The following is an 18,923-nucleotide window of genomic DNA, read 5'->3' as shown; positions in this document are numbered from 1 at the left end:
CTTCAACCATCTGCGTCGAACAATTCCTGACCCTGTCGGGGATTACGTCAACGAGGAAATGTCAAGAGGGAAGGCAGGGGATGGTTCCGGCAACGGGAAGCATCCCTTCCAGTAGCGGGTGTGCTGAACTGCCCCGAGGCCAGGTGTACGTACCGACGTGCAGCGCATCAGAGTGGTTCGCCGGGGATGGCGCTGTAGTCCTTGCGGATCTGCTCGACCACCGGCGTCATGTCAGACCATCGGATGGCGTCGATCGCGGTGACAGCCCGGACTCCAACCGTGGCGTTGGTGGCGAACGCTGCGGTGTAGCGGTCCAGCTCCGCCACGTTGACGCGGCGCTCATGCCCTGGGCGCTCCTGACGGATCAACGCCATCGTGACTCCCGGCAACACCGGTGCCTGCGGCCACACGATGTCGTCCCCTTCGATCAGGCCGATGTTCCAGGTCGCCCCTTCGGAGATGAAACCCTCCCTGTCCACGAACAGCACGTCATCGAAGCCAGCGAGTTGGGCCTGTCGGCGATGGAACACCGTCGCGAACAGGCCGAGGTGCTTGACTCCTGGTAAGTCCCGCTCGTAGCAGCGAGTGGTGAGCACCAGCGGTTGTGGTGGGACCGACGACACCGCTCGCGTCGTGACGAGCACCTGCGGGCTTGATGCGCCGGCGGGATGCCCCAGGTCGAGATCTGGGTCGAACACCGTTACCCTGGCGACGGTCGACTCGGCGGAACCCACCACGTGACGGACATAGCAGCGAACCTCGTGCTGATCGAGTTCCGTGCCGAAGAGTGCACGGCAGTCCCTTGTCAGCCGATCGAGGTGAAGCGCGAGTCCGCGCACCCGGCCGGCGTCCACTCGCATCGACGTGAAGTGACCGTAGTTGGTGAGACCCAGGATCTTCAGATGATTCAGATCGACGGGCTGCCCGTTCAGAAGCATGATGCCAGTCTCCGATCAGCGGGCCGGTAGGGCGGACGCGCGCAGCGCCTCGGCCAGCCACTCGAACGGGAACCGTTCCGGCTCCCCGCCGTTAACGGTGGTGACCAGCGCCAGGTACCGGTCCAACAGACCGGGCGGGTCCGGCGGTGTGCGGTCCCACTCCGCACCTTCCATCATGTGGTCGGCCGTCTGGAGCCGGAACTCGAGGGTGTCCGGCATCCCTGGGCTGTCCGGTGTCGCGAAGACGCCGGTCAGCCAGCCCATCCACCGGTCGGCGATCTCCCGCCCCTGCGGCGAGTCCGGTGGCACCTGGTCCCGCGCCGCGTCCATCGCCGCCTGGCCGATCGGCGTAGCCGCTTCCATGCTGCCCAGCATCGGTGACGAGGTCATCAGCGGTCCGGCTCCGGTGGTGCACACCTCGTGCAGCTCGCGGCGCACCGCCTGGCGGATCCCGGGGTCGCGGACCAGCTCCGCCAGCTCGATCCACGCCTCCAGCTGGGCTGTGGTGGGGTGGTCGGGCAGTTTCGGGTGGGCCGCCCGCCACCACTTGAGCATCTGCGCCGGCGGCTCCCAACCGGTGGAGATCTCAGTCCAGAACTCGTCGATCAGCCGGTCACGTTCGTCGTCCGACATTCCGGCGAGTTTGTGCATCAGCGTCACCTGTTCGGCGGTGGAGTCCTGTCGAAGGATGGTCGACAGCACCGCGCGGCGGCTGCGCAGCCGTGCCTCCTGCCGGGTCAGCAGAGCCAGGTGGGTGGCGGCCAGCTCGCGCAGCGTCGCCTCGCCGGCCAGCACCCGCCGGATCTCGTCCAGCCCGGCGTCGAGTTCCCGTAGCGTCCGGACCAGTTCCAGCCGGGCGATCGCCGACACGTCGTACAGCCGGTGGCCGGCCGGCGTACTGGCGGCCGGCGTGACGACACCGGCGTCCGCGTAGTACCGGACGGCGCTGACGCTCAGACCGGTGCGTCGGGCGACATCCCCGATGGGGTACAGCTCGTTCATGTCCACGGCGCCCACTATGCGATCTCAAGCGGCTTGAGATGCAAGCTTCGTCGGGTCGCGCCCGCAGCGGTACGCCAGATTCGCTACACCGACTCCTGTGGCACGGAACCGATCGGTTTGACCATCTGCTGGGCAGTGACGGTGAATCCGGTCGACTCGTACAGCCGACGGGCCACCAGGTTGTCCCCGAAGACGTTCAACCCGAGCCGGGTGACTCCGCGCGTGGCCAGCACCGGCTCGACAGCCGCCAGGATGGCCCCTCCGTACCCGTTGCCGCGGTGGGCGGCGTCCACCTCGATGTTGTAGATCCAGGCCGGCCGCTCCGGTTCGGCAGAGTCCGGTAGCCCGACCCAGATCCAGCCGACCGGACGCGCGTCGTCGGCATCCGCCGGCCGCGCCACCAGGAACAGCATCCGCTCGGTGGCCAGCCCGTCGGGCAGTAACTCGGCGTGCTGGCGGCGGGACTCGGTCAGCGCCGTCGCGGTGGTGGCGCGCCCGGACCGCAGCAGGCTGCCGGCATAGCCCGCCACCAGCGCGGGAATGCGTACGTCGTACTCGGCCTGGGTCATCGGGTGCAGCGCCACGGCGCGCTGATCTGACGTCGTCACCGGCCTATCGTGGCCTACCTGGTCGTGGCCAGTCACGTCAATTGCGCGACGGTCGTTGGCGGGCAGCACACGATCGTGGACGGGACCAGGCGGCACCGCGCCAGTACACTGCGGCTGTGGCGACCGAGGCGGACCGTGATGCCGGGCAGGACGTGCCGCACCGCCTCGATCATGTACCGAAGCCCGAGTTCGCTTTTCCCGGTCCGCTGCGCGACCGGCTGGTCGCGGCGATCCTCACCGGCGAGAAGACGGCCACGTCCGGGCTGCTGCGCGAGTACGAGCACGACAACGAGCCGCTGCCGGTCGCGGGGGACCGGTCGGTGCTGGTGGATTCGGCGGACCGGCCCTGCGCGGTACTGGAGACCACCGGGGTACGGGTGGTTTCACTGGCGGAGGTGGACCTCGCCCACGCCGTCGACGAAGGCGAAGGGTTCGTTGACGTCGCCGGGTGGCGCCGCGCCCACGTCGACTTCTGGCAGTCGACGCCGATGCGGGCTGCCCTCGGTGACGAGACGTTCACCGTAGACGACCGGACGATGGTGGTGGCCGAACGGTTCCGTGTCGTGCAGCGGATCTGGCGGTCCGACGAGGTGGCCCTCGCCTACGCCGCCGAGAGTCGGGCGGCGGTCGACGCGTTACGGGCCGTACCGGAGGCGGACTTCGACCGCCCGACCAGATGCGGCCCGTGGACGGCCAAGGAACTGCTTGCACACACCGTGATCGCACTGTCCCGTACCGTCAAAATGCTCGACGACGGCGCACCCGCCGCCGGTCCGGACGGTTCGGTGGACGCAGTCGGCTACTACGCGCCCGACGCCCGGTTCCGTCCCGACGCGGACGGCGGGCGGATCGCCGACGCACAGCGGTGGGCGGCGGCCCGGACGGCCACCGCCGCTGTCGACGAACTGGCGGCGCGGGCAGCGACCGCCGCCGCTCGGGTCACTACGCAGCCGCCGGACCGAATGGTCGTCACCCGGCATGGTGACCTGATGACGTTGACCGACTTCCAGGCCACCCGGGTCGTCGAGCTCGCCGTCCACGGTGTCGACCTGGCCGACGGCCTCGGCATAGCGCCGTGGCTGACCGCCCCGGCGGCGGATCTGGTGGTGGCGCTGTCGGCGGGCACCACACTGGCACCGCTGCGGGCGGCGCGTGGATGGGACCGGCCGACGTTGGTACGCGCGGTCACCGGGCGAGTCGAGTCAGGTGACGTGGACCCGGCTGAACTGCACCCGCAAGGAGTGCGCTCCCCGTTTTTCGGTGGCACGCACAGTCCCACTGTGGTTGGCGAAGAGTAGCGGGACCGACCTGCCCTCGAAGCGCCTTGCGACTGCCCGTAGGTTGACAGCGACAAGGCCACAACGAGACCCTTTCGCGATTCTGACTTTTGGTGCTGGAGGTTTGCCGTGGACTGGTCCCTCGGAAACATACTGATTCTGCTGGTCGTAGTGTTGCTCGGTGCAGTCGCGGGGTGGCTCGTGATGAGCCGCCGGTCCGCCGCCGGCAAGGACGCCTCGGTGAAGCCTGAGGCGGCTGCCGCAGTCGAGCCACCGACCACTACCTCGGAGGAGCCGTCGGCGGCCGACCCGGTCAAGACCGGGCCCACCACCGAGGCTCCCGCCGAGCCCACCGCCGAGCCCGCTGCGGATGCCACGGCCGAGCCGGTCAGTGTCGAACCGGTCAGTGCTGAGCCGGCCACTACCGCCGATGCGGCCAGCCCTGAGCAGGCGCCGGTCGTCGACCCGCCCGCCGCCGAGCCGGTCGCTGCCGTCGACCCGCCCGCCGCCGAGCCGGTCGCTGCCGTTGAGCCGCCTGCCGTTGAGCCGCCTGCCGTTGAGCCGCCTGCCGTTGAGCCGCCCGCCGTTGAGCCGCCCGCCGCCGCCGAGGCTGAGGCTGAGCCGGCGGACGACTTCCGGCGCATCGAGGGCATCGGGCCGAAGATGGCCGCCGCCCTGCAGTCTGCCGGGATCCGTACGTACGAGCAGTTGGGCGCGACCGACGAGGCGGCGCTGCGCGCGGCGGTCCGCGCCGCCGGGGTACGGGCCACTGCCAGCCTGCCGACCTGGCCGGCCAAGGCCCGAGAGTTGGCGGCGGCGCGCTCCGCAAGCTGACCGGAAGGTCAAGCCGCCACAGTGGACCGATTGTCGGGTGACCTAGGTCCCGGCGATCGGGGACGTACGGCGGCAGCGACCGATCGCCGTGCCGGGTGACGATGAGGTCGAGCACCGGCGGCAGGGTGCCGCCGGTGCTCGACCGAACGAGGTGATCGGCACGACCGCAGTCGTCCAGGTGCACCCGAAGCCGGCGGCGCCGGCCGAGACAGAGGCCGCGATCGACGCTCTCGTCTCGGCGGCGTCGAAGGCACTCGACGACTACGCCGAATTCGACCAGGAACGGATCGACACGATCGTCGGCAAGGCGTCGGTCGTCGCGCTCGGCCGACGCAGCGACTTGGCCCGGCTGGCGGTCCAGGAGACCGGCTGCGGCGTGTTCGAGGACAAAGCTCGCCGAGGAGTTCGGCCGGCGGGTCAAGGTGGTACGGATCATCTGGAACGCGCCGGCCTCGCAGGGCGCGATCGGTGACATGTACAACGCGATCGCGCCGTCGTTGACGCTGGGCTGCGGCGGCTACGGGCGGAAGCGCCCGGAAAGACGATCCGTATCGGCGAGGCGTCGGCCGGGTGGTACGGCACCGGCTGGGAGCGGTAGACGAAGGCCGGTCTGTGTCGTCGGGGCGGAACACCGCGCATCACGGCGGTCAGGACGTCGGGACGGACTTTCCCCAGCGGGGGGCGGCGAACCGCAGCCCGGCGAGCCGGTCCGGCGGTGCGGCTAGGCCCGGCCCGCCGGCCGCGATCCACTTGACGACACTTGACAGTGACGTCTCGTCGAGCACCCCGCCGAGCCACACCGGACGAGCGCCCAGCCGGTGGGCCAACACTGCCGGCTGCACGATTACCACGTTGGACCGGTCACAGGCGTTGAGGCAGTCCGACACCCGTACCGGCGAGGCGGCACGCAGTTCGTCGAGCTGCCGGTCGTGGTCGACGTCCGGGTGTTTGCGGCGGGTGCCGCAACAGCAGCCTCGGCATACGGTCACCCGGACGAGGCGCCCGGGCTCCGGGCCTGCCGCGCCGTCGTCAGCCGTCACGCGACGTCGGCGAGCGTGGACCGCCGACCACCGGTCCGGGCCGGGGTGAGCAGCAGTCCGAACACCACCCCGAGGACCGTCCACATGGTGGCGAGCTGCGCCAGCGAGGCGAGTCGGAATTCCCACAGCAGCGTCGCCGGGATGTCGGTGGGCACGTCGACTCCGGTGGCTGGCCAGAGCGCCAGGAGCAGGGCGTACCCGACGATGGCCAGCGCCGCCGCGACCACCGTCCGGTAGGGTGCCGGCCGCGCCCAGCCGGTCAGCCGCCGGTGGGTCAGCAGCGCCAGCCAGGTCACGGCGGCTGCGGCGATGATGAACGACAGGTACTGTCCGGTGCGCTGGTTGACGGTGTCCGGATCGCCGACGCCCGGCGGGTTGGCCGGGAAGCGGATCGCCGGTAGCAGCGCCACCACGACGAAGCCGAGCCCGGCGAGCAGCCCCACCCGGCGGAAGTCGTCGCGGCCGGGCAGCAGGTGCCGGGTCGCCGCGTAGACCACGGCGACGATCAACGCCAGGCACAGCGCCACCGCGACGGTGGCGACCAGCCCGCCGAGGACCTGCATGGCCCGACCGACCAACTCCTCGTCGTGGCTGTGTCCGGCCGTCCCGGTCGCAGCGCGGGCCTCCTCGACGACCAGCGCCGACTCGATCTGCGGTTCGACGATCAGCAGGGCCGCCACCGCGCCTGCCACGCCGGCGGCCGCACCGGCGAGCAGGCCGCGGCCCAGCACCGCGCCGAACGGGTAGGTGCTCATCGGAGCCGGCCGCCGCTCAGTGGCACGGTACGCCGAGGGCGTGCCGGCCGTCGTGGGTGAACTCGTGCACGAACTCGGCGGCACCGGCCAGCACCAGCCCGTTGTCCTGCGCGACCAGGTAGATGACGACCGCCGCGACGGCGGCCAGTAACCAACCGGCGAGCGGTACGCGGATGGCGGTGGTGGTGACCTCGCCGCCGACAGAAGGTGCAGTCATGCCAGGAAATCCTCTCGTCCATGCCTCGTGGCGATGCGGTGCATGCCACGGCCGGTCTCCTGGCTCCCGGATCGTCGCGGCCGTCCCGCCTTCCCGGACCGTCGTCGGCCCAGTGGCGTGGTGGAACGGACACTTCCCGGTCACAGTGGCGAGGACCACGCCGGAATCACACCGGCTTCCCGAACACCGTGGCCTGCGCAGCGTACCGCCGTGGTGACCGCTCGGGCAATGGCTGCGGCTCTGGCCGACACCGGGACCGGCGCCACATTGACGGTGGACCGCCGGTGGGGGAGCATGACCGGCACGAGCGGCGCGGAGGAACCCGGTGCGAATCCGGGGCGGTCCCGCCACTGTGACCGGTGAGTCGCGTCCCCCTGAGACAGCCACTGCCCCAACGGCGGGAAGGCTCGGGACGCGACGTCGATCCGGCAGCCAGGAGACTCCGGCCGCTCGCTGGTCCACCGGTACGCGGGCGTGGACACCCGCGGGAGGGATTCACCATGCACACCTGTCGGCCCCTGCCATGACGCCGTACCCGTTCACCGCCGTCGTCGGCCTGCCCGACCTGCGGCAGGCCCTGCTGCTCGCCGCAGTGCACCCCGGCATCGGCGGCGTGCTCATCCGGGGTGAGAAGGGCACCGCAAAGTCGACGATCGTCCGCGCGCTGGCCGGGCTGCTACCGGAGGTCGACCGGGTGCTCGGCTGCCGGTTCGGCTGCGATCCGGCAGCCCCGGACCAGACCTGCCCCGACGGGCCGCACACCGCGCCGGTGACCGCACGCCGCGGCCCGGCCGCTCTGGTCGAATTGCCGGTCGGCGCCACTGAGGACCGGGTGGTCGGCACCCTCGACATCCAGCGGGTACTCAGCGCCGGCGTGAAGGCGTACGATCCGGGGCTGCTCGCCGCCGCGCACCGGGGCCTGCTCTACGTCGACGAGGTCAACCTGTTGCCGGACCATCTGGTGGACCTGCTGCTGGACGCAGCGGCGATGGGCCGGGCCCACGTCGAACGCGACGGGGTGTCGGTCAGTCACGCCGCCCGGTTCCTGCTGGTCGGCACGATGAACCCGGAGGAGGGCGAGCCGCGTCCACAGTTGCTGGACCGCTTCGGGCTGATGGTGTCGGTGGCCGCACCTTCCGAGGTGGCCGACCGGGCCGAGGTGGTGCGCCGTCGGCTCGCGTACGAGACCGACCCGGTGGCGTTCGCGGACCGCTGGCGGTCCGCCGACAACCAGCTCGCACTGCGGGTACGCGATGCGCGGGCGGCCCTGCCCGCGGTCACGCTGCCCGATGCCGAGATCGACCGGATCGCCCGGATCTGCCTGGCGTACCAGGTGGACGGTATGCGGGCCGACATCGTGATGGCCCGCGCCGCCGTCGCGCTGGCCGCCTGGCGGGGCCAACCGGCGGTCACCGCCGCCGAGGTCGCCGAGGCAGCCCGGCTGGCGCTGCCGCACCGGCGGCGCCGTGACCCGCTCGACCCGCCCGGTGCCGACGAGCAGCGCCTCGACGAGGTGTTGCGTGACGAGTGCGGCGACGACGATCCCGATCCTCCGCCGCCGCAGGGTCCGCCACCACCGGAGGGCGGCCCGTCGCAGGGTCCGCCACCACCGGAGGGCGGCCCGTCGCCCGAGCCAGCGACGCTGGACGACAGCGGGCCGGCGGGCGGTGCCGAGCAGCCGGACGGCGTACCGCCGGGCGGTCCGGCTCCGGCGGCGGCCGGGCCCGCGTACCGGCCCCGGACACTGCGGCTACCCGGGCTCGGTGCGGGCGCGACGCCCGGCCGACGTTCGGCGGCCCACGCCGACCGGGGCCGGGTGGTCGGTGCCGGATCATTGACTGGACGGCCGTCGACGGTGCATCTACCAGCCACGGTGCGCGCCGCCGCATCCCGGGGTGCCCGCCAGATCACCCCCGCCGACCTGCGCCAGGCCCGCTACGTCGGCCAGGAGGCGAACCTGATTCTGTTCGTGGTCGACGCCTCCGGGTCGATGGCAGCCCGGCAGCGAATGACCGTGGTCAAGACCGCCGTGCTGTCGCTGCTGCGCGACGCCTATCACCGGCGGGACCGGATCGGGATGATCACCTTCCGGGGTGCCGCCGCCGACGTGGTGCTGCCACCGACCAGCAGCCACGAGGTGGCCGTCGCCAAGCTGGCGCAGTTGCGCACCGGTGGCCGTACCCCAATCGCCGCCGGGCTGCGGGCCGCCGCCGCCACCGTCGCCGCCGAGCGCCGCCGCGAGCCACGCCGTCGGCCACTGATCCTGTTGGTCACCGACGGGCGGTCGACCAGCGGACCGAATCCGATAGACCTGGCGCCGTTGCTCGCCGGCACCGCGATGGTGGTGCTCGACTGCGAGTCTGGTCCGGTGCGACTGGGCCTGGCCCGGCGGCTCGCCACCGGTTTCGACGCCGAATGGCTGCCGCTGGAGGCGCTGTCGGCGGTGGTGCCGCAACCTCGGGTCGGCCTCGCCAGCGGGAGGGCTGCCTGATGCCACAGGGTAAACCGGAACACGTCCCCGACGACGGGCTGACCACCCGGGCCCGGCGGCGTCAGCCGGTGCTCGCCGTCCATACCGGGCCCGGTAAGGGCAAGTCGACAGCGGCCTTCGGTATGGCGTTGCGGGCCTGGGCGGCCGGCTGGCCGGTGGTCGTCTACCAGTTCGTCAAGTCCCCGAAGTGGAAGGTGGGCGAGGAAGCGGCCCTGCGTACCCTCGGTGCGTCGGGCCGGGGAGCGCCGGTGACCTGGCACAAGATGGGGGAGGGCTGGTCCTGGATCCAGCGCCCCGGCACCGAGCGCGACCACGCCGCCGAGGCAGCCGAGGGCTGGGCGCAGATCCGCCGTGATCTGGCCGCCGAGGCGTACCGGTTCTACGTGCTGGACGAGTTCACCTACCCGTTGAAGTGGGGCTGGATCGACGTCGCCGAGGTGGTGTCGGTGCTGCGGGACCGGCCGGGCGGCCAGCACGTGGTGGTCACCGGCCGGGACGCGGCGCCGGAGCTGATCGACCTCGCCGACCTGGTGACCGAGATGACCAAGGTCAAGCATCCGATGGACGCTGGACGCAAGGGCCAGCAGGGCATCGAGTGGTAGCCGTTCCCCGGGTGGTGATCGCCGCACCCGGATCCGGGCACGGCAAGACCACGGTGGCCACCGGCCTGCTCGCCGCCTACGCGGCCCAGGGTGTCCGGGTCGCCGGCTTCAAAGTCGGCCCGGACTACATCGACCCCGGCTACCACACGCTCGCCGCCGGCCGGCCCGGCCGCAACCTGGACCCGGTGCTGGTCGGTGAGGAGCGCGTCGCGCCACTGTTCGCCCACGGCGCCGCCGGTGCCGACCTCGCGGTCATCGAGGGCGTCATGGGGCTCTACGACGGCCGGGTCGGCGGCGCCGACGTCGGCTCCACCGCCCAGGTCGCGGCGCTGCTGGCCGCCCCGGTGCTGCTGGTCGTCGACGCGGCCGGGCAGAGCCGGTCGATCGCCGCACTGGTGCACGGGTTCCGGTCGTTCGGTCAGGTCCACATTGCCGGGGTGATCCTCAACCGGGTCGGCTCCGACCGGCACGCGCAGGTGCTGCGGGACGCCTGCGAGGAGGTCGGCACGCCGGTGCTCGGGGTGCTGCGGCGGCATCCGTCGGTCGACACCCCGTCGCGGCATCTGGGTCTGGTGCCGGCGGTGGAACGCGCCGTCGAGGCGCGTGCGGCGGTCGGTGCGCTGGCGGAGTTGGTCGCCGCGTCGGTGGACCTGGCCGCGGTGGCGGCGGTGGCGGGCGCCGCACCCCTGCTGGCGGTCGAACCCTGGACGTCGGCGGGCGCTGTCGGGCACGCGGACGCCGGCTCCGGCGAGGACGCGCCAGCAGCGGCGAGCGGTGACCGGCCAGTGGTCGCCGTCGCCGGTGGACCGGCGTTCAGCTTCGGCTATCCGGAGACCGTCGAGCTGCTGACGGCCGCCGGTGCCGAGGTGCGTACCGTCGATCCGGTCCGTGACCAGCGGCTGCCCGCGGCGACTGCGGCGTTGGTCGTCGGCGGCGGCTTTCCCGAGGTGTACGCCGCCGAGCTGGCCGCGAACGCCGGGTTGCGGCGGCAGGTGGCGGCGTTGGCGGCCGCCGGTGCGCCGATCGTCGCCGAGTGCGCCGGCCTGCTGTGGCTGTGCCGCACCCTCGACGAGGCGCCGATGTGCGGGGTGCTGCCGGCGGACGCGCGGATGACTTCCCGGTTGACGCTCGGCTACCGCGATGCGGTGGCGTTGACCGACAGCGTGTTGGCGCCGGAGGGGGCCCGGCTGACCGGCCACGAGTTCCACCGTACCGAGGTGACGCCGCGGGCCGGCGCGGCAATGGCCTGGGGGTGGCGTGGCGCGGCGCCGGAGGGTTTCGTCGCCGGTGGCGTGCACGCGTCGTACCTGCACCTGCACTGGGCGGCGCGGCCGCAGATCGCCACCCGGCTGGTGACGGCCGCGCGGCGGACGGTGTCAGTCCCGCGGCAAGCTGGCGGTGAACATGGCAATCAGCCGTTCGTAGCTCTCCGTCACGTCCTCGGGCAGGCCGAAGCCGCCGTCGATTTCCAGGCAGACGAAGCCGTGCATCATCGCCCGTAGGCAGCGGGTGGCGTGTACCGCCGCCGACCGCTGCAGTCCGTAGCCGCGCAGCACGGCCAGGGTCACCTCCAGCAGCCGGGTTCCTTCGGCGACGGTCACCGGGTCGCGGATCGGGTCGGCGGGCATCGCCGCCCACCGGGCGGGATGTCGGCGGACGTAGTCCCGGCTGGCGTGCATCAGGGCGGCGACGGCGGCGTCCCGACTGAGACCGAGGGTGTGCCGGGTGAGTTCGTCGGCGAACTCACCGATGAGCCGGGCAGCGATGAGCGTCCGCAGTTCGGTGAGGCCGCCGGTGACGTGCTTGTAGAGCGACGGTGTGGCGACCCCGACCCGGCCGGCCACCGCGTTGAGCGACAGCGCGTCGAGTCCCTGCTCGTCGATGAGGGCGATCGCGGCGTCGACCAGGCCGCCCCGGGTGAGCCCTGCTCTAGGCATGTCGGCGGCCGGACCGCGTAGGCTGGCTACATGGCATAACGCTTAAGCTAATTGCGTTAGCTTGGTTCGTCAAGCTGGCCTGGGTCGTCCGGCCGCCTCGGGGCCGCCTGCCATCGTGGGCTGCGGCAGTATGGAGCGCATGTGCCGAAGCATCAAGACGCTCCGTGAGCCGTACACCGCCGAGGTGACCGACGCCGACATTGAGGCCGCCGCGCTGCAGTATGTCCGGAAGATCTCTGGTTTCCGGCAACCAGCCGCCCACAACGCGGAGGCGTTCGACGCCGCCGTGGCGGCCGTCGCCGCCGCCAGCCGCGAACTGCTGGATCGTCTGGTGGTCCGTGCCCCAGCGGCCCGGTAGGCCACGGCGCCGCCGGAAGAAGTGTGCGACGGAGCCGGCGGCGCCGTGTCGTCGGACAGCCTCGCGATGTGACTGTCCGTGAATTCTGTGAAGATCCTTAATGGAAACTTGAGGTTCCGGACAGATCCGTCGACCATCCACCCACGTATGGCCCGGTAGCTGCGTTTCGGGCAGCGGCTACCGAGAGGAGCGGTGGATGTACGGGTGGGATGCCAGGAGTGGGCGGGCGCGTAAGGTCTTCGTCGGGGCGGCGGCAGCAGCCCTGCTCGGCGGCGGACTGGCGGTCGGCACCGGGCTCGGCAAGGCGGGGGAGAACTGCGACGTCCTGGACACCGCGCTGCGGAACAACCTGACCTTCATCGCCGAGCAGCGGGCCAACCCGGACGCCCTGTCCAACGACCGGATCGCCAACCGGCAGGCAGTGGTCGACCTGATCGAGCAGCGGCGGGCCGCCGCCGGCTGCACGGCCGACGTCGGCGCCGGCGCGCCGGCCGCGACGCCCGCGCCGGAGCAGCCCGATGGTACGGGCGACGCCGCCGCGCCGGACACCGGGACACCCGGCGACGTCGTCTGCGCGGGATCGACGGTGACCCTGTTCAACGAGGACGCCGGCCCGGCCGCCTCCAGCGGCACCTTCCCTGTCGGCACCGTGCTCAAGGTGACCAACCTCGACAACGACCGGAGCGTCACCGTCACGGTGACCAGCCCGTCGGGCAGCTGCGTTCTGCTTAACGACGCCGCGTTCGAACAGGTCCGGGAGCCGGGCAAGTTCGTCATCCGGCGGGTCGTGGTCGAGCGGATCAGCTGACCCGTACCGCGTCGGGTCGTCGGTCCTGGCCGGCGGCGCGACGCCGGATAACCCACTCGGCCACCACCACGTTGATCCTCGACCCGGTAGCTGCCGGCCGTCGGCACGGTGACGATGAACCAGGCCGGGTCGCTGACCGGCTGCGGGCTGGTGAACTGGTAGTCGGCGCCGTAGCGTCCGGCCGACCAGCCACGCTTAACACGTCGCTGCCGGCGGCCGGCACCCGCGCCGCGCCGATGACGAACAGCGCGGCACCGACCGGCGGCACCAGTTTCGGTACCGCCACCTGGCCGGCGGTGTCCCATGGTGGCGACATCCGTACATGATGCACCGGTCGGTCAGAGCCGTTGCCACAGCGCCGGTACGTTCGGCGGTTCCCAGCCGGCGAGCGCGGTGTGTGCCTGCCGGCACCGGTAGCTGACGCCGGCGTAGCTGACGACGGCACCGACCTGGTACGTGGTGCCGGCGGCCCAGGTGCCGCCGGGCTGTTCGGGCGACACGGTGGGCGTGGACGTCGGTGGTGGGGTGGTCGGCGGTGGTGGCGCCGGGGTCGGCGACGGGCCCGGATCTCCACCGATCTGGATGTCCACGCAGGAGTAGAAGGCGTTCGTGGTGTCCGCGACGTTCCAGATCGCCAGCACTTTCTGCCGGCCGGTGTGGCTGCCGAGATCCACGGTGTGCGACACGGTGGCGGCGGGCTGTCGGCCACCGTCGTCGAACACGGCGATCCGGTCGTCGCCGACGTAGTACTCCCAGGTGCTGGTGGCGTGTCGGGCGGTCAGTGTCCAGGTGAAGGTGACCGACCCGCCGCCGACCGCGGTGGCCGGCCAGTTGGCGCTGTCGTCGTTGAGGATGGCGAAGCGGCTCACCCCGCCGTGACAGGTGCGCTGTCCTTTGGGGCCTTCGACGCTCTGCGGCTCCCACACGATCGGGCCACAGTTGGCGACTCGGCCCTGCGCGCACATCGCCTGTCGACTGGGCGGATAGGAGATGTAACCGTGCGCGTTGGCCGGGGCGGCGACCAGCAGGGTGCCGAGCATGGTGCCGGTGGCGAGCAGAGGCAGGAGAACTCGTCGTCGCATGGGGGCGCTCCGCACGTCGTGGGTGGCGGTGGGGCGGCCGGCCTTTGCCGATGAAGTTAGCGTAAGGACAGTTAACAGTAAAGATTGCGAACGAAGAATTTCGATACGTCGACGAAGTCGACCGGTCGTGCGACGGTCAGCCGACCGTACGGCCGTGCCGGTCGCGGGCCTTGACCCGGGTGATCGGCATTTCCGGCGCCGGCAGCGGGGCGTCGCCGCAGCCGGTCACCGTGCCGAACCGCCTACCGGCCGCCCAGTCATCGCGGGCGGCAACCAGCTCCTCATGGCTGCGGGCGACGAAGTTCCACCACATCACGAGCGGATCGTCGAACGGCTCCCCGCCGAGCAGGAACAGCCGGGCCGGGCCGTCGGTGGTCACCGTCGTGGCCGACCGGCCCTCGAACAGGTAGAGCAGCCCGCCCGGGGCCAGCTCCACCCCGTCGACCCGGGCCGTGCCGGACATCGTCAGGAGGGCATACTCGAAATCGTCGCGCAGCGTCAGCGCGACGGTCGCATCGGCGTCGATGTCGACCTGGGCTCCGACGATCGGGCTCGCCATCTCGGCGGGGGACCGGACGCCGGCGTACTCGCCGACCACCACGGTAATCCGCGCGTCACCGGCACCCACCTGTGGCAACGCGGCATGATGCGCGAACCGAGGCTCGCCGTGCCTGGCCGACTCGGGCAACGCCACCCACAGTTGCAGGCCGTCCATCACCGGCGGATGGACCGGCGGTGACTGCTCCGAGTGGGCGATGCCGTGCCCGGCGGTCATCAGGTTGAGGTGTCCCGGCACGATCGACTGCACGCTACCCAGGCTGTCCCGGTGCAGAATCTCACCGTCGACCAGCCAGGTCACCGTCTGCAGCCCGGTGTGTGGGTGCGGCGGAATCTGCATGCCGGACCGCCCGGCCACGTCGTCGGGCCCGAAGCGGTCGACGAAACACCAGGCACCGACCATGCGCCTGGGTCGCTGCGGTAGCAGCCGCCGAACCGTCGTGTAGCGGCCCAGCGGCACGTCGTGGCCGGGTAGCAGCACGCTCTCCGGCTGCGCGTCGGCGACCGTCGTCCCGTCGTATCGGATGCTCCCCGACGCCGCCGCACTCATGCCTCGACCTTACGCGCGGCACCGCCGGCGCGCCCGGCCGACCGCACCGCACCGTCCAGGTCAACCGGCGCGGTCCTCCAGGTCGCCCTCGGTTCGCAGGAACACCTCCCGCAGCCCGTCCAGCACCGCCGGGTCGGGATACTCCCACAGTTTGCGGTCGGCCGCCTCCAGTAGCCGCTCGGTGATCCCGTGCAACGCCCACGGGTTCGACTCGGTAAGGAACCTCTGGTTGACCTCGTCGAGCACGTACGTCTCGGCCAGCTTGTCGTACATCCAGTCGGCCACCACCCCGGCGGTGGCGTCGTAGCCGAACAGGTAGTCGACCGTGGCGGCCAGCTCGAACGCCCCCTTGTAACCGTGCCGGCGCATCGCCGCCAGCCAGCGCGGGTTCACCACCCGGGCCCGGAAGATCCGGGCGGTCTCCTCGTGCAGGGCGCGGGTGCGCACCGCCTCCGGCCGGGTGCTGTCGCCGACGTAGGCCGCCGGGGCCGACCCGGTCAACGCCCGTACAGTGGCGATCATGCCGCCGTGGTACTGGAAGTAGTCGTCGGAGTCGGCGATGTCGTGCTCGCGGGTGTCGATGTTCTTCGCCGCGACCGCGATTCGTCGGTACGCCGACTCCATCTGGTCGCGCGCCGGCGCGCCGTCGAGGTCCCGGCCGTAGGCGTAGCCGCCCCACACCGCGTACACCTCGGCCAGGTCGGCGTCGTCGCGCCAGTTGCGGCTGTCGATCAGCTGCAGCAGCCCGGCACCGTAGGTCCCCGGCTTGGAGCCGAAGATCCGCATGGTGGCCCGCCGGGTGTCGCCGTGGGTGGCCAGGTCGGCGCGGGCGTGCGCGGCGACGAAGTTCAGCTCGTCCGGCTCGTCGAGGGCCGCGACCAGTCGGACCGCGTCGTCCAACATGGCCACCACATGCGGGAACGCATCACGGAAGAAGCCTGAGATCCGCACCGTCACGTCGATGCGGGGCCGGCCCAGCTCCTCGGCCGGGACTACCGTGACGCCGGTCACCCGTCGCGACGCCTCGTCCCACACGGGCCGTACGCCGAGCAGCGCCAGCACTTCGGCGATGTCGTCGCCGGCGGTCCGCATCGCCGACGTGCCCCATACCGACAGTCCCACCGAGCGGGGCCAGTCGCCGGTGTCGGCCCGGTAGCGGGCCAGCAGCGACTCTGCCATCGCCTGCCCGGTTTCCCAGGCCAGCCGGCTCGGCACCGCCTTCGGGTCCACCGAGTAGAAGTTGCGTCCGGTCGGTAGCACGTTGATCAATCCGCGCAACGGCGACCCGCTCGGCCCGGCCGGCACGTACCCGCCGGCCAGTGCGTGCGCGACGTGGGCCAGCTCGTCGGCGGTGCGGGCCAGCCGGGGGACCACCTCGGTCGCCGCGAACTCCAGGATCCGGGTGACCAGCGCGGTCCGCTCGTCATCGTCGCCGAGCACACGCGTGGCGACCTCGACGGCGGCGTCCGACCGCCAACCGTGCCCCTCCATCGCCGCGACCAGCTCCCGGGCGGTCGCTTCGGCGGCGTCGGTGCCGTCGCGGTCGGTGCCGGACTCGTCCAGGCCCAGCGCCTCCCGCAGGCCGGGTAGCGCCGCGACCTGCCCGGCCCACATCTGCCGGGCCCGCAGCATCGCCAGCACGAGATCGACCCGGGCCGCGCCGACCGGTGCCGCGCCGAGCACGTGCAGCCCGTCGCGGATCTGCACGTCCTTGACCTCGCAGAGCCACCCGTCGACGTGCAGCAGGAAGTCGTCGAACTCGGCGTCGTGCGGCCGGTCGTCCAGACCGAGGTCGTGGTCGAGCCGGGCGGCCTGGATCAGGGTCCAGATCTGCGCCCGGATCGCCGGCAGCTTCGCCGGGTCCAGGGCGGCGATGTTCGCGTGTTCGTCGAGCAGCTGCTCCAACCGGGCGATGTCGCCGTAGCTCTCCGCCCGGGCCATCGGCGGCACCAGATGGTCGATCAGGGTGGCGTGCGCCCGTCGTTTGGCCTGGGTGCCCTCGCCGGGGTCGTTGACCAGGAACGGGTAGATCAGCGGCAGGTCACCGAGGGCGGCGTCCGGCCCGCAGTCGGCGCTGAGCCCGACCGTCTTGCCCGGCAGCCACTCCAGGTTGCCGTGCTTGCCGACGTGCACCACGGCGTGCGCGCCGAAGCTGTGCTCCAGCCACCGGTAAGCAGCCAGGTAGTGGTGACTCGGCGGCAGGTCCGGGTCGTGATAGATGGCCACCGGGTTGGCTCCGAAGCCGCGTGGCGGCTGCACCAGCAGCACGATGTTGCCAGCGTTCAGTGCCGCGAGCACGATCTCGCCGTCGGGGTCGCGGGAGGTTTCCACGTACAGCTCACCCGGCGGCGGACCCCAGTGCCGTTCGACCTGTTCGCGCAGCTCGGCCGGGAACTTCGCGTACCAGCGGCGGTAGTCGCGGGCCGGAATCCGCACCGGGTTGCCGGCCAGCTGCTCCTCGGTCAGCCAGTCCGGGTCCTGCCCGCCGGCGGCGATCAGCGCGTGCATCAGCGCGTCGCCGTCGCCGTCGGCCAGGCCGGGGACCGCGTCGGGGCCGTCGGGCGGCCCGACGTCGTAGCCAGCGTCGCGCAGCGTCCGCAGCAGCGCCAGGACACTCGCCGGGGTGTCCAGCCCGACCGCGTTGCCGATTCGGGCGTGCTTCGTCGGGTACGCCGACAGCAGCACCGCGATCCGTTTGTCGGCCGGAGCGACGCGCCGCAGCATGGCGTGGCGGACCGCGATCCCGGCGACCCGGGCGGCCCGCTCGGGGTCGGCCACGTACACCGACAGGCCGTCGGCGTCGATCTCCTTGAACGAGAACGGCACGGTGATCAGCCGGCCGTCGAACTCCGGGATGGCAACCTGGGTCGCTGCGTCCAAAGGGGATAGTCCGTCGTCGGTGGCCGCCCAGGTCTGCCGGGAGCTGGTCAGGCAGAGTCCCTGCAGGATCGGCACGTCCAGCTCGGCGAGAGCCCCGACGTCCCAGGCGTCGTCGTCGCCTCCGGCGCCGACGGTCGCCGGTCGGGTCCCGCCGGCGGCCAGCACGGTCACCACCAGGGCATCGGCCTGACCCAGGGTGGCCAGCAGCTGCGGGTCGGCCGAGCGCAGCGACGAGCAGTAGACCGGCAGCGCCCGACCGCCGGCGGCGTCGACCGCGTCGCACAGCGCGTGCACGAAGCCGGTGTTGCCGGCCAGGTGGTGGGCCCGGTAGTAGAGCACCGCGACGGTCGGCCGGCCCGGTCCGGCCGGCGTCGCCGCGCGCTCCAGCACACCCCACTCCGGTGCCGGCCGCGGCGCGGCGAAACCGTGCCCGGTGAGCAGCACCGTGTCGGACAGGAAGCGGTGCAGTTCGGCGAGGTTCGGTGGGCCGCCGTGGGCCAGGTAGGCGTGCGCCTCGGCGGCCACCCCGGCGGGTACGGTGGACAGCTCCATCAGGGCGGCGTCCGGGGCCTGCTCGCCGCTGAGCACCACCACCGGACGGGGTCCGGCCAGCAGCGCGTCCAGCCCGTCCGGCCAGGCCCGGCGGCCGCCGAGTAGCCGGACCACCACGAGGTCGACGCCGGCCAGCAGCGGCGGAAGGTCGTCGACCGACAGTCGGGCCGGGTTTGCCAGGCGCCAGTCGGCACCGCTGGCCCGTCCACTCAGCAGATCAGTATCTGAAGTGGACAAAAGTAGCATCATCGGACGCCCGGTCCTCCCTCGGGGTCCGCGCCCCGGGTCGTCGGTCGCGGCGACCGGAGTCTCCTGGCTCCCGGATCAACGCTCGCCCCGGCCTTCCGGCCCGTGAGGGACCGTGGCCGTCGGTGGGGTCTGCTCCCCGGTGACAGTGGCGGGACCGCACCGGATTCACACCGGACTTCCTCCGC

Annotated in this window: 18 protein-coding genes, 2 pseudogenes and 3 riboswitches; of the genes and pseudogenes, 9 read left to right on the top strand and 11 right to left on the bottom strand. The window is 72.0% G+C overall.

The annotated features are described in order from the left end of the window. Nucleotides 1-167: 167 nt before the first annotated feature. The 3 genes from ACFHWU_RS13590 to ACFHWU_RS13580 all read right to left on the bottom strand — a co-directional run bounded on the left by ACFHWU_RS13590 (nucleotide 168) and on the right by ACFHWU_RS13580 (nucleotide 2,548). Nucleotides 168-938: an aminotransferase class IV family protein gene (locus ACFHWU_RS13590; protein ID WP_416590695.1), complete on the bottom strand. Its 771-nt coding sequence runs from the start codon at nucleotides 936-938 to the stop codon at nucleotides 168-170. 15 nt (nucleotides 939-953) lie between these two features. Further along, nucleotides 954-1,946: a MerR family transcriptional regulator gene (locus ACFHWU_RS13585; RefSeq protein WP_416590694.1), complete on the bottom strand. Its 993-nt coding sequence runs from the start codon at nucleotides 1,944-1,946 to the stop codon at nucleotides 954-956. Nucleotides 1,947-2,023: 77 nt separating this feature from the next. Further along, on the bottom strand, nucleotides 2,024-2,548 hold the full coding sequence (locus ACFHWU_RS13580) for a GNAT family N-acetyltransferase (RefSeq protein WP_416590692.1): 525 nt from the start codon (nucleotides 2,546-2,548) through the stop codon (nucleotides 2,024-2,026). Between the two features lie 152 nt (nucleotides 2,549-2,700). On the opposite strand from ACFHWU_RS13580, the pseudogene ACFHWU_RS13575 reads away from it, so the two are divergent. The 4 genes and pseudogenes from ACFHWU_RS13575 to ACFHWU_RS13560 all read left to right on the top strand — a co-directional run. Further along, a pseudogene (locus tag ACFHWU_RS13575) lies at nucleotides 2,701-3,114 on the top strand (ASCH domain-containing protein); the annotation flags it as partial. Beyond that, nucleotides 3,088-3,846, top strand: coding sequence for a maleylpyruvate isomerase N-terminal domain-containing protein (locus tag ACFHWU_RS13570; protein WP_416590725.1), 759 nt, complete (start codon nucleotides 3,088-3,090; stop codon nucleotides 3,844-3,846). The pseudogene ACFHWU_RS13575 and the gene ACFHWU_RS13570, both read left to right, overlap by 27 nt. A gap of 183 nt (nucleotides 3,847-4,029) precedes the next feature. Further along, nucleotides 4,030-4,659 carry a hypothetical protein gene (locus ACFHWU_RS13565; protein WP_416590690.1) on the top strand — a complete coding sequence of 210 codons (630 nt, stop codon included), beginning with the start codon at nucleotides 4,030-4,032 and terminating at the stop codon, nucleotides 4,657-4,659. A gap of 88 nt (nucleotides 4,660-4,747) precedes the next feature. Further along, a complete protein-coding gene (locus tag ACFHWU_RS13560; RefSeq protein WP_416555131.1) occupies nucleotides 4,748-5,131 on the top strand; it encodes a hypothetical protein in 384 nt (127 codons plus the stop codon). Nucleotides 5,132-5,306: 175 nt separating this feature from the next. Here the strand turns inward: ACFHWU_RS13560 and ACFHWU_RS13555 are convergent, their stop codons facing one another. The 3 genes from ACFHWU_RS13555 to ACFHWU_RS13545 are packed head-to-tail and all read right to left on the bottom strand — an operon-like array spanning nucleotide 5,307 to nucleotide 6,671. Continuing rightward, the gene (locus tag ACFHWU_RS13555; protein WP_416555133.1) at nucleotides 5,307-5,648 is read right to left on the bottom strand and encodes a hypothetical protein; all 342 of its coding nucleotides are present in this window, start codon (nucleotides 5,646-5,648) and stop codon (nucleotides 5,307-5,309) included. A 47-nt stretch (nucleotides 5,649-5,695) separates the two neighbouring features. Beyond that, nucleotides 5,696-6,454, bottom strand: a complete 759-nt coding sequence (locus tag ACFHWU_RS13550; protein ID WP_416590689.1) for a CbtA family protein — start codon at nucleotides 6,452-6,454, stop codon at nucleotides 5,696-5,698. Between the two features lie 16 nt (nucleotides 6,455-6,470). Further along, nucleotides 6,471-6,671, bottom strand: a complete 201-nt coding sequence (locus ACFHWU_RS13545) for a CbtB domain-containing protein (RefSeq protein WP_278168918.1) — start codon at nucleotides 6,669-6,671, stop codon at nucleotides 6,471-6,473. A 31-nt stretch (nucleotides 6,672-6,702) separates the two neighbouring features. Next, nucleotides 6,703-6,877, bottom strand: a riboswitch (cobalamin riboswitch). A gap of 109 nt (nucleotides 6,878-6,986) precedes the next feature. After that, nucleotides 6,987-7,114, top strand: a riboswitch (cobalamin riboswitch). Nucleotides 7,115-7,194: 80 nt separating this feature from the next. On the opposite strand from ACFHWU_RS13545, the gene ACFHWU_RS13540 reads away from it, so the two are divergent. The 3 genes from ACFHWU_RS13540 to ACFHWU_RS13530 are packed head-to-tail and all read left to right on the top strand — an operon-like array spanning nucleotide 7,195 to nucleotide 11,266. Beyond that, nucleotides 7,195-9,162 carry a VWA domain-containing protein gene (locus tag ACFHWU_RS13540; protein ID WP_416555139.1) on the top strand — a complete coding sequence of 656 codons (1,968 nt, stop codon included), beginning with the start codon at nucleotides 7,195-7,197 and terminating at the stop codon, nucleotides 9,160-9,162. Then, nucleotides 9,162-9,764 carry a cob(I)yrinic acid a,c-diamide adenosyltransferase gene (gene cobO, locus ACFHWU_RS13535; protein ID WP_416555141.1) on the top strand — a complete coding sequence of 201 codons (603 nt, stop codon included), beginning with the start codon at nucleotides 9,162-9,164 and terminating at the stop codon, nucleotides 9,762-9,764. Before ACFHWU_RS13540 ends, cobO begins: the two co-directional genes overlap by 1 nt. Beyond that, the gene (locus tag ACFHWU_RS13530; RefSeq protein ID WP_416590688.1) at nucleotides 9,758-11,266 is read left to right on the top strand and encodes a cobyrinate a,c-diamide synthase; all 1,509 of its coding nucleotides are present in this window, start codon (nucleotides 9,758-9,760) and stop codon (nucleotides 11,264-11,266) included. Before cobO ends, ACFHWU_RS13530 begins: the two co-directional genes overlap by 7 nt. On the opposite strand, the pseudogene ACFHWU_RS13525 reads toward ACFHWU_RS13530, so the two are convergent. After that, a pseudogene (locus ACFHWU_RS13525) lies at nucleotides 11,225-11,701 on the bottom strand (TetR/AcrR family transcriptional regulator); the annotation flags it as partial. The gene ACFHWU_RS13530 and the pseudogene ACFHWU_RS13525 sit on opposite strands and share 42 nt — an antisense overlap. A 139-nt stretch (nucleotides 11,702-11,840) precedes the next feature. Here ACFHWU_RS13525 and ACFHWU_RS13520 point away from each other — a divergent pair. Beyond that, complete coding sequence (locus tag ACFHWU_RS13520) at nucleotides 11,841-12,059, top strand: DUF2277 family protein (RefSeq protein WP_416555145.1); 219 nt, start codon at nucleotides 11,841-11,843, stop codon at nucleotides 12,057-12,059. A 196-nt stretch (nucleotides 12,060-12,255) separates the two neighbouring features. Further along, nucleotides 12,256-12,867, top strand: coding sequence for a hypothetical protein (locus ACFHWU_RS13515; RefSeq protein ID WP_416590687.1), 612 nt, complete (start codon nucleotides 12,256-12,258; stop codon nucleotides 12,865-12,867). On the opposite strand, the gene ACFHWU_RS13510 is transcribed toward ACFHWU_RS13515, so the two are convergent. The 4 genes from ACFHWU_RS13510 to cobN form a co-directional block, all read right to left on the bottom strand. After that, nucleotides 12,860-13,183, bottom strand: a complete 324-nt coding sequence (locus ACFHWU_RS13510; RefSeq protein ID WP_416555149.1) for a hypothetical protein — start codon at nucleotides 13,181-13,183, stop codon at nucleotides 12,860-12,862. The genes ACFHWU_RS13515 and ACFHWU_RS13510 overlap by 8 nt on opposite strands. Before the next feature lie 22 nt (nucleotides 13,184-13,205). Then, on the bottom strand, nucleotides 13,206-13,949 hold the full coding sequence (locus ACFHWU_RS13505; protein ID WP_416555151.1) for a lytic polysaccharide monooxygenase: 744 nt from the start codon (nucleotides 13,947-13,949) through the stop codon (nucleotides 13,206-13,208). A 136-nt stretch (nucleotides 13,950-14,085) separates the two neighbouring features. Next, nucleotides 14,086-15,057, bottom strand: coding sequence for a pirin family protein (locus tag ACFHWU_RS13500; RefSeq protein ID WP_416590686.1), 972 nt, complete (start codon nucleotides 15,055-15,057; stop codon nucleotides 14,086-14,088). Between the two features lie 60 nt (nucleotides 15,058-15,117). Further along, nucleotides 15,118-18,738 (bottom strand): cobaltochelatase subunit CobN, encoded by a 3,621-nt coding sequence (gene cobN, locus ACFHWU_RS13495; protein ID WP_416555155.1) that lies wholly within the window; start codon nucleotides 18,736-18,738, stop codon nucleotides 15,118-15,120. A gap of 56 nt (nucleotides 18,739-18,794) precedes the next feature. Next, nucleotides 18,795-18,920: riboswitch (cobalamin riboswitch) on the bottom strand. Nucleotides 18,921-18,923 lie beyond the last annotated feature (3 nt).

It is taken from the genome of Micromonospora sp. LOL_015 (assembly GCF_048060275.1).
In the GTDB taxonomy this organism is placed as follows: Bacteria; Actinomycetota; Actinomycetes; order Mycobacteriales; family Micromonosporaceae; genus Micromonospora_E.
Note: the sequence above shows the minus strand (reverse complement) of the source record. Positions and strands in the feature narration are given on the sequence as shown.

Coding starts and splice junctions, on each gene's coding strand:
- ACFHWU_RS13590 (WP_416590695.1), bottom strand. CDS start 938: ATGCTTCTGAACGGGCAGCCCGTCGATCTGAATCATCTGAAGATCCTG.
- ACFHWU_RS13565 (WP_416590690.1), top strand. CDS start 4,030: ATGAGCCGCCGGTCCGCCGCCGGCAAGGACGCCTCGGTGAAGCCTGAG.
- ACFHWU_RS13550 (WP_416590689.1), bottom strand. CDS start 6,454: ATGAGCACCTACCCGTTCGGCGCGGTGCTGGGCCGCGGCCTGCTCGCC.
- ACFHWU_RS13545 (WP_278168918.1), bottom strand. CDS start 6,671: ATGACTGCACCTTCTGTCGGCGGCGAGGTCACCACCACCGCCATCCGC.
- ACFHWU_RS13540 (WP_416555139.1), top strand. CDS start 7,195: ATGACGCCGTACCCGTTCACCGCCGTCGTCGGCCTGCCCGACCTGCGG.
- cobO (WP_416555141.1), top strand. CDS start 9,162: ATGCCACAGGGTAAACCGGAACACGTCCCCGACGACGGGCTGACCACC.
- ACFHWU_RS13520 (WP_416555145.1), top strand. CDS start 11,841: ATGTGCCGAAGCATCAAGACGCTCCGTGAGCCGTACACCGCCGAGGTG.
- ACFHWU_RS13515 (WP_416590687.1), top strand. CDS start 12,256: ATGTACGGGTGGGATGCCAGGAGTGGGCGGGCGCGTAAGGTCTTCGTC.
- ACFHWU_RS13510 (WP_416555149.1), bottom strand. CDS start 13,183: ATGTCGCCACCATGGGACACCGCCGGCCAGGTGGCGGTACCGAAACTG.
- ACFHWU_RS13505 (WP_416555151.1), bottom strand. CDS start 13,949: ATGCGACGACGAGTTCTCCTGCCTCTGCTCGCCACCGGCACCATGCTC.
- ACFHWU_RS13500 (WP_416590686.1), bottom strand. CDS start 15,057: ATGAGTGCGGCGGCGTCGGGGAGCATCCGATACGACGGGACGACGGTC.
- cobN (WP_416555155.1), bottom strand. CDS start 18,738: ATGATGCTACTTTTGTCCACTTCAGATACTGATCTGCTGAGTGGACGG.